13 protein-coding genes are annotated in these 12,900 nt (G+C 38.5%); 6 read left to right on the top strand and 7 right to left on the bottom strand.

Annotated features, from left to right (window positions below):
• Positions 1 to 41 precede the first annotated feature (41 nt).
• Positions 42 to 1,097, bottom strand: coding sequence for a mechanosensitive ion channel family protein (locus tag AC0L7T_RS23095; protein ID WP_473338727.1), 1,056 nt, complete (start codon positions 1,095 to 1,097; stop codon positions 42 to 44).
• Between the two features lie 159 nt (positions 1,098 to 1,256).
• Here AC0L7T_RS23095 and AC0L7T_RS23090 point away from each other — a divergent pair, with 159 nt between their 5' ends.
• A complete protein-coding gene (locus tag AC0L7T_RS23090) occupies positions 1,257 to 2,891 on the top strand; it encodes a carbon starvation CstA family protein (RefSeq protein ID WP_473338726.1) in 1,635 nt (544 codons plus the stop codon).
• 196 nt (positions 2,892 to 3,087) lie between these two features.
• Here AC0L7T_RS23090 and AC0L7T_RS23085 read toward each other — a convergent pair whose 3' ends face one another.
• Positions 3,088 to 3,672, bottom strand: a complete 585-nt coding sequence (locus tag AC0L7T_RS23085; RefSeq protein ID WP_473338725.1) for a porin family protein — start codon at positions 3,670 to 3,672, stop codon at positions 3,088 to 3,090.
• Positions 3,673 to 3,903: 231 nt separating this feature from the next.
• On the opposite strand from AC0L7T_RS23085, the gene AC0L7T_RS23080 reads away from it, so the two are divergent.
• Positions 3,904 to 4,680 (top strand): hypothetical protein, encoded by a 777-nt coding sequence (locus tag AC0L7T_RS23080; protein ID WP_473338724.1) that lies wholly within the window; start codon positions 3,904 to 3,906, stop codon positions 4,678 to 4,680.
• A 276-nt stretch (positions 4,681 to 4,956) separates the two neighbouring features.
• On the opposite strand, the gene AC0L7T_RS23075 is transcribed toward AC0L7T_RS23080, so the two are convergent.
• Together AC0L7T_RS23075 and carB are read right to left on the bottom strand one after the other, a co-directional pair.
• Positions 4,957 to 5,211 carry a DUF4834 domain-containing protein gene (locus AC0L7T_RS23075; RefSeq protein ID WP_473338722.1) on the bottom strand — a complete coding sequence of 85 codons (255 nt, stop codon included), beginning with the start codon at positions 5,209 to 5,211 and terminating at the stop codon, positions 4,957 to 4,959.
• Positions 5,212 to 5,405: 194 nt separating this feature from the next.
• The gene (gene carB / locus AC0L7T_RS23070; RefSeq protein ID WP_473338720.1) at positions 5,406 to 8,225 is read right to left on the bottom strand and encodes a carbamoyl-phosphate synthase large subunit; all 2,820 of its coding nucleotides are present in this window, start codon (positions 8,223 to 8,225) and stop codon (positions 5,406 to 5,408) included.
• A gap of 444 nt (positions 8,226 to 8,669) precedes the next feature.
• Here carB and AC0L7T_RS23065 point away from each other — a divergent pair, with 444 nt between their 5' ends.
• The 4 genes from AC0L7T_RS23065 to AC0L7T_RS23050 all read left to right on the top strand — a co-directional run bounded on the left by AC0L7T_RS23065 (position 8,670) and on the right by AC0L7T_RS23050 (position 10,929).
• A complete protein-coding gene (locus AC0L7T_RS23065) occupies positions 8,670 to 9,167 on the top strand; it encodes an META domain-containing protein (RefSeq protein ID WP_473338718.1) in 498 nt (165 codons plus the stop codon).
• A gap of 69 nt (positions 9,168 to 9,236) precedes the next feature.
• Positions 9,237 to 9,440, top strand: coding sequence for a hypothetical protein (locus AC0L7T_RS23060; protein ID WP_473338717.1), 204 nt, complete (start codon positions 9,237 to 9,239; stop codon positions 9,438 to 9,440).
• 48 nt (positions 9,441 to 9,488) lie between these two features.
• The gene (locus tag AC0L7T_RS23055; protein ID WP_473338716.1) at positions 9,489 to 9,878 is read left to right on the top strand and encodes a PIN domain-containing protein; all 390 of its coding nucleotides are present in this window, start codon (positions 9,489 to 9,491) and stop codon (positions 9,876 to 9,878) included.
• Between the two features lie 451 nt (positions 9,879 to 10,329).
• Positions 10,330 to 10,929, top strand: a complete 600-nt coding sequence (locus AC0L7T_RS23050; RefSeq protein WP_473338715.1) for a DUF4202 domain-containing protein — start codon at positions 10,330 to 10,332, stop codon at positions 10,927 to 10,929.
• A 3-nt stretch (positions 10,930 to 10,932) separates the two neighbouring features.
• Here the strand turns inward: AC0L7T_RS23050 and AC0L7T_RS23045 are convergent, their stop codons facing one another.
• The 3 genes from AC0L7T_RS23045 to AC0L7T_RS23035 form a co-directional block, all read right to left on the bottom strand.
• Positions 10,933 to 11,877, bottom strand: a complete 945-nt coding sequence (locus AC0L7T_RS23045) for a sugar phosphate isomerase/epimerase family protein (RefSeq protein WP_473338714.1) — start codon at positions 11,875 to 11,877, stop codon at positions 10,933 to 10,935.
• A gap of 78 nt (positions 11,878 to 11,955) precedes the next feature.
• A complete protein-coding gene (locus AC0L7T_RS23040) occupies positions 11,956 to 12,615 on the bottom strand; it encodes a YiiX/YebB-like N1pC/P60 family cysteine hydrolase (RefSeq protein WP_473338712.1) in 660 nt (219 codons plus the stop codon).
• A 2-nt stretch (positions 12,616 to 12,617) separates the two neighbouring features.
• Positions 12,618 to 12,899: a hypothetical protein gene (locus tag AC0L7T_RS23035; RefSeq protein WP_244948115.1), complete on the bottom strand. Its 282-nt coding sequence runs from the start codon at positions 12,897 to 12,899 to the stop codon at positions 12,618 to 12,620.
• Between the last annotated feature and the right edge of the window lies 1 nt (position 12,900).

The following is a 12,900-nucleotide window of genomic DNA, read 5'->3' as shown; positions in this document are numbered from 1 at the left end:
AAATAAAACCAAAATCTATTTTCTCGAAAAGTTTGCGTTAATTATTGTTCCGGTTTGTCTGTGGATTTCTCCATTAATACCCTTGATTTTGGCAGGGAGTCTGGTTGGGTGTTTTGCAGATAAACGAGTAGTTTTTCCCTTACCAGGCACCTGAGATCAAATGCAGTGGGGCTATCCTTGGCACTCATCAGGCACCTTAGTTCTATGGTTTTTTCTGTCCAATCTGTCACTTGAAGCACTTGAACTTTTTTGTCCCATAAAGGAGTGGCCTCTAGTATTTCTTTTAATTTGGTCTTTAATTGACCCACTTCCACAGTAGGGTCTACATATAAAAATACCGTTCCCCATATAGCGGCAGTGGTCCGGGTCCAATTCTCAAATGGTTTTTCGATAAAATAATTGATAGGTAACACAAGTCTTCTTTGATCCCAGATTTGGACCACCACATAAGTGAGGTTAATCTCTTCTATTTTTCCCCATTCCCCCTCCACTACCACCACATCATCGATTCGGATAGGCTGTGTGAAGGCAATCTGAAACCCTGCCAATAAATTTGCTAGAGATTTTTGCGCAGCAAAACCAATAATTATTCCCAGTATTCCGGCTGAAGTCAAAAGACCCGCGCCTATTTTTCTTGCCGACTCAAAATTCATTAAAACAGCAGCAAAAGCAATGACAACCACGGCAATAATAAACAGTTTTCTAATAAAGGCTACCTGAGTGATTACCCTTCTTTCCCGAAGGTTGTCTTCTTTGTCATAGGTGAATTTTTCCAGGAAAATATACCGCAATACATTGGAGAATTCTATAATAATCCAAGTGAGCGTAATAATGGACAATACGATAAATAGTTTTTGCCTTCCAATGTAAAGCAGGTCAGGAGGAGAGAAATAAGGTTCGATGATGGGGAAAATAGCGAAAAATAAGCCCCACCTTAAGGCCTTAGAAAAATTCCGCATGGACTTTTTTACCTTATTAGTAGAAGGCTTATAGAATAGTTTTACCAGCGGTGGGAATGCAAATCCTAGAAATACATGACTAAAAATCAAAAGCCCAAAGCTGGTGCCTAAAAAAAGGAGTGTTTCTTTTTCGATCATCTTATTGAAGAAAATGAATGTAGGGTTTTCGGTGAAAAGTTAAACGTTTGTCACTTTATCCGTCTACCATTTATACTAAATATTTTCATAAATTTAGGTTTATTTTCATTGTAGTCAATTTTCTAATTAACTTTAAGCCCTTAATAATTCATCCAAAATATGCAACTTTCCTACCTTTTTCTGTTTTCCGCAATCATTTTGACAGGAGCTTATTTCACCTATGGGAAATTCGTCTTTAAAAAGTTTAAAATAAATAACAAAAACATTGCTCCCTCTCACCGACTGAAAGATGGGATAGATTACGTTCCAAGTAAACCGATAGTGGTTCTTGGGCATCATTTTGCCTCGATAGCTGGTGCCGGCCCCATAGTGGGGCCAATCATAGCCGTGACTTTTGGCTGGATTCCAGCAGTGATTTGGATTCTGGTCGGAGGGATTTTCTTTGGTGCAGTTCACGACCTGGGGAGTATGGTGGCTTCTCTTAGAAACGATGGCAAATCTATAGGCGTAATTATTCAAAATACCATTGGCAAGAAAGGCAAAAGGTTATTTATCCTTTTTAGTTTTTCAACCTTGATTTTAATCATTGCGGTATTCGCTGATATCATTGCCAAGACATTCATTAGTAATCCAGGGGTAGCTTCTGCCTCCATATTGTTTATTTTACTGGCGGTGGTTTTCGGGTTTGTAACGAAGCTAACGGAAAATAAAAAATCTGCTTTCCTAATCTCCACCGTAGTAGGAGTGGTGGTGATGTATTATTTCGTCTACTTAGGAATGCAGATTCCATTCGAACTCAACTATCAGACTTGGGTTTATGTGTTGTTATTGTATGCATTTATTGCCTCGGTAACTCCAGTATCCATGCTTTTGCAGCCAAGGGATTATCTCAATAGCTTTTTGTTGTATGGATTAATCCTTGCAGCTATAGTTGGTGTAGTGATCGCAAATCCGACGATAGTAATGGACAATGAGGTTCATATCACCGATGAGAATCTTGGGTATTTGTTTCCGGTTTTGTTTGTTACCATTGCATGTGGGGCTATCAGTGGCTTTCACTCCTTAGTAGCTTCTGGTACCACCTCCAAGCAGTTGGACAAAGAAACCGATGCGAAGGTTGTAGGGTTTGGAGGGATGCTGATAGAATCCTTTTTAGCGATCATCTCTATTGGAGCGGTAGTGGTTTTGACCCGTTCAGATTATTTGTCCAGATTAGGTGAAGAAGGACCTGTTCCATTGTTTGCAGATGGCCTTGGTTCCATTATATCCTCTATGGGGATCTCAGAGACTTTTGCCATAGGTTTTGTTGCGCTCACAGTTTCAGCCTTTGCTTTGACTACTTTGGATACCTGTACCAGGCTTGCTCGTTTTACCCTTCAAGAGTATTTTGAAGATGTGGAACAGCCAATTGGTAAAAAATTGTCACAAAACAGGTACCTGTCCACGAGTGTGGTAGTTGTGTTGTCAGTACTATTATTGGGTAGTGGTGGATTCACCACACTTTGGCCGATATTTGGATCCGCCAACCAACTTTTGGCGGCACTTGCCTTATTAACTATTTCAGTTTGGCTGATAAAAAAGGACATCAACCCAACCTTTGTAACCATCCCTATGTTTTTCATGTTTACCGTAACATTGACTTCTTTGGGACTTTTTGCTTATCAAAATTTTCAAAAGGATGCCTATGTGCTTTCTTTTATAGCGGCCATTTTATTTGTTTTGTCCTTCGCTTTAATTTTCCTAGCACGTAAAAGTTTGATTAAAGAGGTCAAGTCCAAAGAACTTGTTAAATAAAAAAACCTACATCAACGGAGGATCCTTTGTTGATGTAGGTTTAATCTACTATAGCTTTTTCGGAGATTGAAATTTTTTGAAATCAGCTTATAAATGCTTTATAAGTAATGTCTCTGCTCGATTATCAATCCTTTAGCGCTTAAGTAATTGTTAAAAACAGGATATGTCCTTCCCAGACTTTTACTAAAGTGAGGAATTAAAAGAGATTGAACCCAAGGGAGAGCATGACCTGACTTTGCCTTTGGTCTGTAGGTATATCTCCGTAATTATTTACTGAATTGGTCAAAGCACCCTCATATTTTAAATCCAAAAACAAATTGCCTATATCTAGTCCAATGCCTGCCTGATAGCCGAAGGTAAAATCTTCAGTAGGTGGTATGAGTTTCTGCACGGAGTTTCCATCATTGACTTTTATGTCTCCATTCAAAAGATAACTAGCTACTGGTCCCGCCTGTATACGGAAAATGTTGCCTAATTTTAATCCCAACATTAAAGGGACGTCTAATCTATCAAAATCAGCGTCGTAACTAAAGGTATTGTTCTTAAAGGAACCGCCTGTGTTGGTGTATAGAAATTCTGGTTGTAAATATACTGCGGACAAATTGACGCGAGCAAAAATCCCCACATGGTAGCCCATTTGGGAATCATCTCCATTAAATCCATCTGAAACCTGAACATCTCCTTGTGAAATACCAATTTTTGGACCTACTGACAAGATCTGAGCATTTAGCTGTGCTATGCCTATTCCCGAAAAGAATAAAATAATTAATACTTTTTTCATTAGTTTGGCTTTTAGTTAAATAATAGTGCTTTCTTTCATTTCTTTTATAACTAATTCTATGCCGATTTAGTGTTGGGTAATGGAATAATGTTAAACTTTTTTAAAATTTTGAATGGATGAATAAAATTCCTGCTATAGCTATATTAAAAGGGTTGATTTCATCGTTATCTAAGCTAGTCTATTTTTCAAGGTGTTGAATATTAGTGAATTGTGTTATTTTGGATTTAATTTATGAAAAAGTTTACTTATAAAACATTGGTTTTCTTGTTCCTGACTTCTGGGTTTTATTCCTGTATGGAAAGTTCAGTTGAGAATAAAGAGGCCTTGTATACAGGCGTGTCGGCGGCAAGATGGGATGTGGGAAAATCCGCTAATTTTTTATTGTCCTCTGATCAATTTACAGCAATGGAGTTGGAGATGGTTTACATGGAAGGCTTCAAACCTTCGGATCAAATGGTCGAATTGATGGTGGCATTTCTGGAGAAATACACTTTTAAACCTGATGGAATCACTGTTGTATTGAAAGAAATACCTGCGATGAACCTGGGAGAATATACCACGGAAGACATTGCGAAAATTGAAGAGGATTATCGTGACCGTTACAATGAAGGAAATACCGTTTCTGTTTTTTTATTGGTGGTAGATGGAGACTTTAAGAAGAGTGAAGATGACTCTTTTACAATTGGAGCTGCTTATAGAAATACCAGTTTAGTGCTTTTTGGCAATCGAATAGTAGAGAATTCAGGAGGTGTCATAAAGCCCAGTAAAACCACGTTAGAGACCACAGTAGCACTGCATGAGATGGCTCACCTTATGGGCTTGGTGAATCTTGACAGTGACATGGTGGTCCCGCATGAGGACGATGAACATGAAAGTCACTGTGATAACAAGGATTGTTTAATGTATTGGGCCATTGAAACCAATAGTATATTTAATTACATGAAACAATCCATTCCAACATTGGACATTAACTGTGAATCGGACCTTAGGGCAAATGGAGGAAAGTAAAATTCTTCATGGTTCTAAAAGCGACTTTATCGAAATAGTGCAGTCAAATTATCCTTTGCCTTGAACCTATCAGGAAATCAGGGGCAAAAAAAAGAAACGTAATCATGAAGCAATTTTTGATTGAATAGTGACCTTTTAATTCTAAATAAGTATTTCTGACTTAATTAGAGCCATGTAGAAGGTTTCTGAAGTTTTGGTTTTTGTCTTTTTATTGAGAAATCGTGAAATTTTTTGGGTATCCCTCTAGGAGTAGCGCGTTTCTCACAAATCTAAACACTAGTCTTTTACTTCCTCATAGTCAATATAGTCTCCCCCAGTAATAGTGCCTGAAGAACCATTTTTTTTGTCTTTGGGTACAAAATCGACATTTACATTGCCGTCTCTTGGCTGGGTTTTTCTTTGGGTTTCTTCCCTGTGCGCTTCCTTTACCTGATCAGCAAATTTTTTGAGTTTGCTGTTTAAGAAAAACTTAAATAGACTAGAAAAGACCCATCCCAGTGCAATAAAGAAAATTATTATTTTTAAAATCATGATAAACAATTTTGAAAATTCACTAATTCGGTATAAGCAAACAAAGTGCCTTATCCAATAACGGAAAATAACCTCTTAGCATTCAATATTAAGAGAAAAAAAACACAAAAACCAATCCAAAGTGCGTTAAAAGTGCATTAAGTAAAAGTACCCGGCCTGAATATCAAGCCGGGTAAAGTGTTTATGTTATGGCTTTACCTGCTTAGGTAAAGATTTCTTTCCGCATAAATTTTCAGGAAATAGTCATCCATTAGGTCGTCTATGAAATAAATGGCTTCACCAGTTGATTTCATTTCAGGGCCTAGTTCTTTATTTACATTCGGGAATTTGTGAAAAGAGAAAACAGGTTCCTTGATCGCATATCCCTTTTTCACAGGATTAAATTTAAAGTCTGTAACCTTCTTCTCTCCAAGCATTACTTTGGTGGCATAGTTCACATAAGGTTCCTGATAAGCTTTGCAGATAAAAGGTACCGTACGTGATGCCCGTGGGTTGGCCTCAATTACAAACACTTTATCATTTTTGATGGCAAACTGAATGTTTATTAAGCCCTTTGTTTCCAAGGCCAAAGCTATTTTTTCCGTAATGGTTTCAATTTGGCGGATGACCAGGTCTCCAAGATTGTACGGAGGCAAGACTGCATAAGAATCTCCTGAATGAATACCAGCAGGCTCTATGTGTTGCATGATACCGATAATGTAGACATTTTCACCATCACAAATGGCATCGGCTTCTGCTTCTATGGCACCTTCGAGAAAGTGGTCAAGCAGTATTTCATTGTTAGGTATATCCTTAAGAACGGTTACTACATGCTCTTCAAGTTCCTTTTCGTTGATGACAATTTTCATGCCCTGTCCTCCAAGAACATAGGATGGTCTTACCAATAAAGGGAAACCAATTGTTTTGCAAAGTTCGAGTGCTTCATCCGTTCCATGAATGGTGCCGAATTCAGGGTAGGGTACGTCGTTTGCTTTTAGAAGCTCAGAAAACCTTCCTCTGTCCTCTGCAAGATCAAGTGCTCTATAGCTGGTGCCGAGAATTGGAATGTTGTATTTATCTAGTTTCTCAGCCAGTTTAAGGGCCGTTTGTCCACCTAGCTGCACTATTACCCCTTCAGGCTTTTCATGCAGAATAATTTCATAGATATGCTCCCAGAAAACTGGTTCGAAGTATAATTTATCAGCGATATCAAAATCGGTAGAAACCGTTTCAGGGTTACAGTTGATCATGATGGTTTCGTAACCACACTCCTTGGCAGCTAGTATACCATGCACACAAGAATAATCAAATTCAATTCCCTGTCCAACTCTGTTTGGACCGGAACCTAGTACAACTATCTTTTTTCGGTCACTAACTTTTGATTCATTCTCTTCTCCAAAAGAGGAATAAAAATAAGGGGTTTTCGCTTCAAATTCAGCAGCACAGGTATCCACAAGTTTGAATACCCTTTTGATATCCATTTCATCCCGTCTTTTATTGAAAACCTCACTTTCCAAACAACCCAATAGGTGCGCAATTTGCCTGTCAGCATAGCCCTTGTGCTTGGCGGTCTTCATGAGTTCTTTACTGATACTCTGTAGTGTCTCTTTGGCAAGAGTGTTGTCCAGGTGTACCAATTCCTCAATCTGCTTCAGGAACCATTTGTCTATTTTTGTAAGATCATGAATGGTTCTAAAAGAAATCCCCAACTTGAAAGCATCATATATATGGAAAAGCCTGTTCCAACTAGGATTGGCTAAGCTATACAGTATTTCAGCTTGATCTTTAAGTTCCTTGCCATCTGCTCCAAGTCCGTTTCTCTTGATTTCTAAAGATTGACAGGCCTTTTGTAATGCTTCTTGAAAGTTTCTTCCAATGCCCATTACTTCACCTACAGCTTTCATAGAAAGACCAAGTCTTCTATCAGAACCTTTGAATTTGTCAAAATTCCAACGAGGGATTTTTACGATTACATAGTCAATTGCAGGTTCGAAAAAAGCAGAGGTATTACCTGTAATCGAATTTTTCAATTCGTCAAGGTTGTAGCCAATAGCCAATTTGGCTGCTACTTTAGCAATTGGATAACCTGTTGCTTTTGAGGCAAGCGCTGAAGACCTGGATACCCTAGGGTTAATCTCTATGCCTATTATGGTTTGATTGTCAGGGCTGACAGAAAACTGTACGTTACACCCTCCAGCGAAATTACCAATGCCATTCATCATTTTGATGGCCAGGTTTCTCATGCGTTGATATACCGGGTCTGGTAATGTCATGGCCGGAGCTACAGTGATAGAATCACCTGTATGCACGCCCATAGGGTCAAAGTTTTCGATGGAACAAATGACCACCATGTTTCCGATACTGTCCCTCAATACCTCTAATTCGTATTCTTTCCAGCCAAGAATACTTTGTTCGATAAGTACTTCATGGGTAGGTGAGGCCTGAAGTCCAACACTAAGTGCTTTCTCAAAATTGTCAGGACCATCAACAAATCCACCTCCGGTACCACCAAGGGTATAAGAAGGCCTGATGACCAATGGGAATCCAATTTCCTGTGCGATCTCTTTGCCTTGCAAAAAGGAAGTAGCTGTACGTCCAATACAAACGTCCACTCCTAATTCCTCCATTAAAGCTTTGAATTTTTCTCTGTTCTCAGCAGTTTCGATGGCGTCAATATCAACGCCTATCATATTTATACCGTATTTTTCCCAGATTCCAGCATTGTCACAATCAATTGCCAAATTTAGAGCCGTTTGACCACCCATGGTAGGGAGTACGCTGTCAATGTCCGGATGCTCTTGTAAAATTTTAATGATCGATTTTTTCTCAAGTGGCAAAAGGTATACATTGTCTGCAGTCACCGGATCGGTCATAATGGTTGCAGGGTTGGAATTGATAAGGGTTACTTTTATACCCTCTTCCCTTAACGACCTGGAAGCCTGGGATCCTGCATAATCAAATTCACAAGCCTGCCCGATTACAATTGGGCCGCTTCCGATAATAAGTACATGTTTGATGCTACTGTCTTTTGGCATGCTTGATTATGTTTTGAAATAGTTTACTATTGGCTAAATTGGGGCAAAATTAATCAAATTTATTGAACATCCACGTGAATTCTTGATTTTACGCCATTCAAATCACAACTAATACTTTTTGCTTGTGCGCAATAGAAGCAATGGCCTTTATGGGGCTTTTCAATACTTCCTCCAAATCAAGCGTTTATTTTATAATTATCAATTATTAATTAACAATTACTCAATTAACAATTACCTCATTAACCATTAATCATTATTCCATTAAGATAAGTTGCTTTCCCATAGTTTTTTGTAGCGTTTATATGTTTGTTTACGTCTTAAAAAGAAAAAGAAAAAGAAAAAGATAAAAGGATTAGTAAATTTTTAAAAAAAACCTATATGTTTAGTAGTGTATTTAATCCTTTCTTTTTGCCAGAATGAGGTAGCAAATTAAATTTGTTTAAGATGAAGAAATTAGTGGTTTTTAAAGGCAAATGGATTTTTTGGGTAGGTATGGTTTTTCTTTTACCAATACTTGGTGGGTGCCAGGATGAGGAATTACCGGAGGGGGAGATCCGATTAAGTGAAATCCAGGATAACCCAGACTATGCGTCTCTTCCTCTTGTTGGTGCCCAGTGGAAACTGATCGGATTTGTGGATGGGAGACGGGAGAGGTTAAGATTAGCAGAGCCTGATGGGGAAAGCACCTATTTGCTAAAATTTAATGGCAATGGTGATTTAAGTGGACGGACATCTACTAACTCGGCCTATGGTCGGTATCTTTTGGGCAGTGATGGTCTCTTGGAAATTCTAACATTTACCAATACTACCGAGCTTAATGAGCTATTTGATGGTGGCTATTATATAGCTTCCATGAACGATGTTTTTTCGTTCGCTCTATCACCAAAAGGGTTGACACTCTACTATGATTCCGAAAAATCCATGCTTTTCCAACCCCAATAAGTGGTAGTTTTAATTACCATAACAATCTAAAAAAAAAACTTTATTTAAAGATTTTAAGTATATTTAAATATGCAGATTGAAAGAACAAATGGAGAGATTTTGATTCGGGTTCCCTCAGAAACTGACCTGGTGGGCTTACAACGTATTTTGGACTATATTAGGTTCAGGGAAATCGCCTCAAAAAGTAAAGCCAGTCAAATACAAATTGATAAGTTGGATATGGTTTCAAAATCATCTTGGTGGGATCAAAATAAGGAAAAATTCCTTAAGTGAAAGTTGTTGTTGACACCAAGATAGTTTTCAGTGCTCTCCTGACACCAAATGGGTCAATTAATTATAATTCTGCTAAATTCCTCTGGAACTTTTGATTTCTTTACGCCCACTTTTTTACTGGAAGAATTGGCACACCATCATCAGAAACTTTTAAAATTATCAGCCTATTCTGAACAAGACCTTTCTTTCATGAAAAGAATGGTTTTAAAAAAAATTGAATTTATTGATTTGGAATTGATAAGCGATCTCTTCTGGAAGAAAGCAATCAAGATGACCACTCCAATAGATGAGTTTGATGCTCCATTTGTTGCATTGAGCTTAGCGTTAGGAGCTTCTCTTTGGACGGGTGACAAAAAACTCGCGAAGGGATTGAGGCTACAAAAAATTGATTGGGCTGTGAATACTGCAGCCCTAGAGGTAATTAGGGATAGAAGCTGAAATTTACATTGATCTTTATTTTTCACAGTCCACAGGTTTTCTTCTCGGTTAGGTTTTTAATCCTTTAGAAAACCATTCGAGGTGCGCATAGCACTTACCTAAATGCCTTTTGTTCCCGGCATTACAAATGCCTAGTTTGCGATCCCATTCAGATACCTGGGATGTAGTTTCAAACTACACCCAGTTTGGGGCTTATGAAAGCTATAACACTTGAAATGGATTGTCTTTTACCGCTGCTACCTATTTGATGAGGATGATATTTCAACTATTTTTGGGATAAATCCGAAAAATACAACAGGCTATCTAATACATGGCAAAACCAATTCAAAATAAATCCCTTCATTGCTATTTGGAGATTAACTTGTGGGTTTACCCACTTATTACGAATCCTGTGGTATAAACCGGGTTTGAATTTTATAAAGTAAACAGCTTATTTGTAAAAGAAAGCGTTATGAAAAATGTTAAAGCCGGTGACTATGGAGCAGCAGTAGCAAAAATTGATGCCGCCAATGCGGAAGATCCGAACCTGGAAGAAGAAAAAGGGGAGAAAGTGCCCAAAGAGCTGTTGTATGGGAAGCGGATGGCCGCCATGATGGAAGAAACTTACCCGGAAGCAAATGAAGTATTTAAGCTAGCTGCAAGAAGTCAGCATATTCGGCGTTGGGAAATTCCAAGGGAATCCTATCCTATGGACAGAAAAGGCTATTTGCTATGGAGAACCAACCTCAAGGGGTTTCATGCCAACCTTGCCAAGGAAATCTTGCAAAGCAGCGGTTATGACGCTTCCGCATTACAAAAAATTGATGATTTAATTAATAAACGCAGATTGAAATCAGACCCTGAGACGCAGGCGCTGGAGGATGTGGTATGTCTAGTCTTTTTGAAATATTATTTTGATGACTTCATCAATAAACATGAAAAGGAAGAAGAAAAACTACTTGGAATCCTTCAAAAAACCTGGCATAAAATGTCGCCAAAAGGACATGAAAAAGCCTTGTCATTAAGCCACTCTGAACAAGCGTTGGCTTTAATCTACAAGGCTTTGAATTAAGTGTTATTTATAGGTAGTCGATTTATAGACTTTAACTTCTTTCGCAATTGCTGAGAGAATGACTTCTTTTCCAACAGTTGGGTTTTTATGGCCATGTTCCGCTCCACCGAGATCATATTCACAGTGTAGAATTTTAGGAATGTCGCCCATAAAACCAGGATGTTCCTGAAGGAGTTCGAATTTCACATTTCCCTCACCATAAGGTACATTGATAGGTTTATCACCTTTTCCATCCAGGTTGCCCCAAACAAAATCCTTCAAGTCAAAACTAGTGATTTGATCACTGATCATATTAAAAACATTTTCATAAGATTGGTAGCCTTCAACAGTGGCATGGCGCAAATCAAATTGAACGCCAATATGTTTAGGGTTGATGCCTTCTAATAAATGGTAAATTTCCCAAACGGAGCCACCTATTCTTGTGCCTGCATGGTTTTGATAATGACCTGTGACGCCATGTTTTTCATGTAGCTCGGCCAATTTCTTCATTGAGGAATTAAGCGACTTTAATTCTTTTATGATGTTTTTGGTCGTAAATGGAAGGTAACCCATTCGGTAATTCGAAATTCCCTCGCCAGAAAGTGTACGAAGATATTCGTCCATTTCATTCATGTGATTGAGGTTCATGTCTGTTGTAAGCACAGGCCTACTTAAACCCAATTTTTCACTTTCCTTTACAATGATGGGTAGTTTTGACTTTATCTCATCCCTATCAAAAAAACCATTTCTTCTTACAGGTAGGTCTACACCATCAAATCCTAGAGATTGTACAGTTTGCGGAACCTCTTCCAATGGAAGCCATTGTAACACCTTTGTAAACAGGTAAAATGGCGAAGGTGAGGCTTTCATGGTGTTTGGGATAAGATGCTCTAAAAACCCTAATTGGGGAGTCAGTAAACCTGTTCCGGCTACAGCCATCATTTTCTTAACGGAAGATCTTCTATTCATTTTGGGGTTATTAGTCTGTATAATTATGAAGACAAGATACTATTTTGCATTCATTGTATCAATAATTTTCGGCTTAACTTAAAGGTTTTCAAAATTATGGATTATATCCAACACAGGTGAGAGACTCATGCCTCCAGGGTTCAACCCAGGTTTTCCTTCCGGTATTTCTAAATTTAACCTTGTAAAATATTTTTCCCAAACAGGGAACGTCTCATTATTAGCGGGATCTTTAAAAGTCATTGGTGGGGTGTCAAAAACAGGCAATCCCTTATTGGCCTTCATTAAGGAGAAATGAATTAACTCCGAACAATAATAAGCATCATTTTTCAAGTCAAATCCATCGTCATAGGGTTTTCCGACCAGGGTTTTTCCATAGTCGATTGCCTTTGGGATCAAGTGTTGATAGGGAGCTTTAAGTCGGCCGACAAGGATCTTTGGATGGCCTTCCTGATTGGTGTGCCGGTTTAAGAAGACTTCCAGAGGTGTTATTTGGACGCCTGCACTTACGGCTTCTAAAACCATCCAATTACCATTTTCCTTTATCAGCATCCCATTGTGTGAAAAGGATTGGCCATTGTATCCGGAAGTCACCTTTTTAATGGCATCACAAAAATCTCCACAATCTCCATTCTGGAACAATATATCTCCTGTCTTCCAATTTTCCCATGGCTGCTCGCTATTACAGCTAAGGGTGAGTAGGCCAAAACCCAGTAATAGCACTGTTGTCAATTTTCTCATTTTCAGGCCAACATAAAAAAGAGTAGTGCCACAGCTAAAATCAAAGTCATCTTTTTGGCTTTTTCCTTTTGTCGTTCGCTTATTTTCTTCCTTCGGAGAACCAATACGGCAAGGCTTAGACCCAATAATTGTAAGCCAATGCCTAATCCTGCAAACAAACCCATATAGGCCATGTCTGGTTGAATCATTGCTTTCACCACCAATGGAATCACTGCGAAAACAATTCCCAGCATGCCCACTTGGAAGGATTGTTTTAGTAAATCGTCAGCTCCCTTTTGCATCATG

The sequence above is a fragment of the Cyclobacterium sp. 10D3-21 genome, assembly GCF_055809755.1.
This window is presented reverse-complemented; position numbering and strand designations above follow the sequence as displayed.

Coding starts and splice junctions, on each gene's coding strand:
- AC0L7T_RS23095 (WP_473338727.1), bottom strand. CDS start 1,097: ATGATCGAAAAAGAAACACTCCTTTTTTTAGGCACCAGCTTTGGGCTT.
- AC0L7T_RS23090 (WP_473338726.1), top strand. CDS start 1,257: ATGCAACTTTCCTACCTTTTTCTGTTTTCCGCAATCATTTTGACAGGA.
- AC0L7T_RS23085 (WP_473338725.1), bottom strand. CDS start 3,672: ATGAAAAAAGTATTAATTATTTTATTCTTTTCGGGAATAGGCATAGCA.
- AC0L7T_RS23080 (WP_473338724.1), top strand. CDS start 3,904: ATGAAAAAGTTTACTTATAAAACATTGGTTTTCTTGTTCCTGACTTCT.
- AC0L7T_RS23075 (WP_473338722.1), bottom strand. CDS start 5,211: ATGATTTTAAAAATAATAATTTTCTTTATTGCACTGGGATGGGTCTTT.
- carB (WP_473338720.1), bottom strand. CDS start 8,225: ATGCCAAAAGACAGTAGCATCAAACATGTACTTATTATCGGAAGCGGC.
- AC0L7T_RS23065 (WP_473338718.1), top strand. CDS start 8,670: ATGAAGAAATTAGTGGTTTTTAAAGGCAAATGGATTTTTTGGGTAGGT.
- AC0L7T_RS23060 (WP_473338717.1), top strand. CDS start 9,237: ATGCAGATTGAAAGAACAAATGGAGAGATTTTGATTCGGGTTCCCTCA.
- AC0L7T_RS23055 (WP_473338716.1), top strand. CDS start 9,489: ATGGGTCAATTAATTATAATTCTGCTAAATTCCTCTGGAACTTTTGAT.
- AC0L7T_RS23050 (WP_473338715.1), top strand. CDS start 10,330: ATGAAAAATGTTAAAGCCGGTGACTATGGAGCAGCAGTAGCAAAAATT.
- AC0L7T_RS23045 (WP_473338714.1), bottom strand. CDS start 11,877: ATGAATAGAAGATCTTCCGTTAAGAAAATGATGGCTGTAGCCGGAACA.
- AC0L7T_RS23040 (WP_473338712.1), bottom strand. CDS start 12,615: ATGAGAAAATTGACAACAGTGCTATTACTGGGTTTTGGCCTACTCACC.
- AC0L7T_RS23035 (WP_244948115.1), bottom strand. CDS start 12,899: ATGATGCAAAAGGGAGCTGACGATTTACTAAAACAATCCTTCCAAGTG.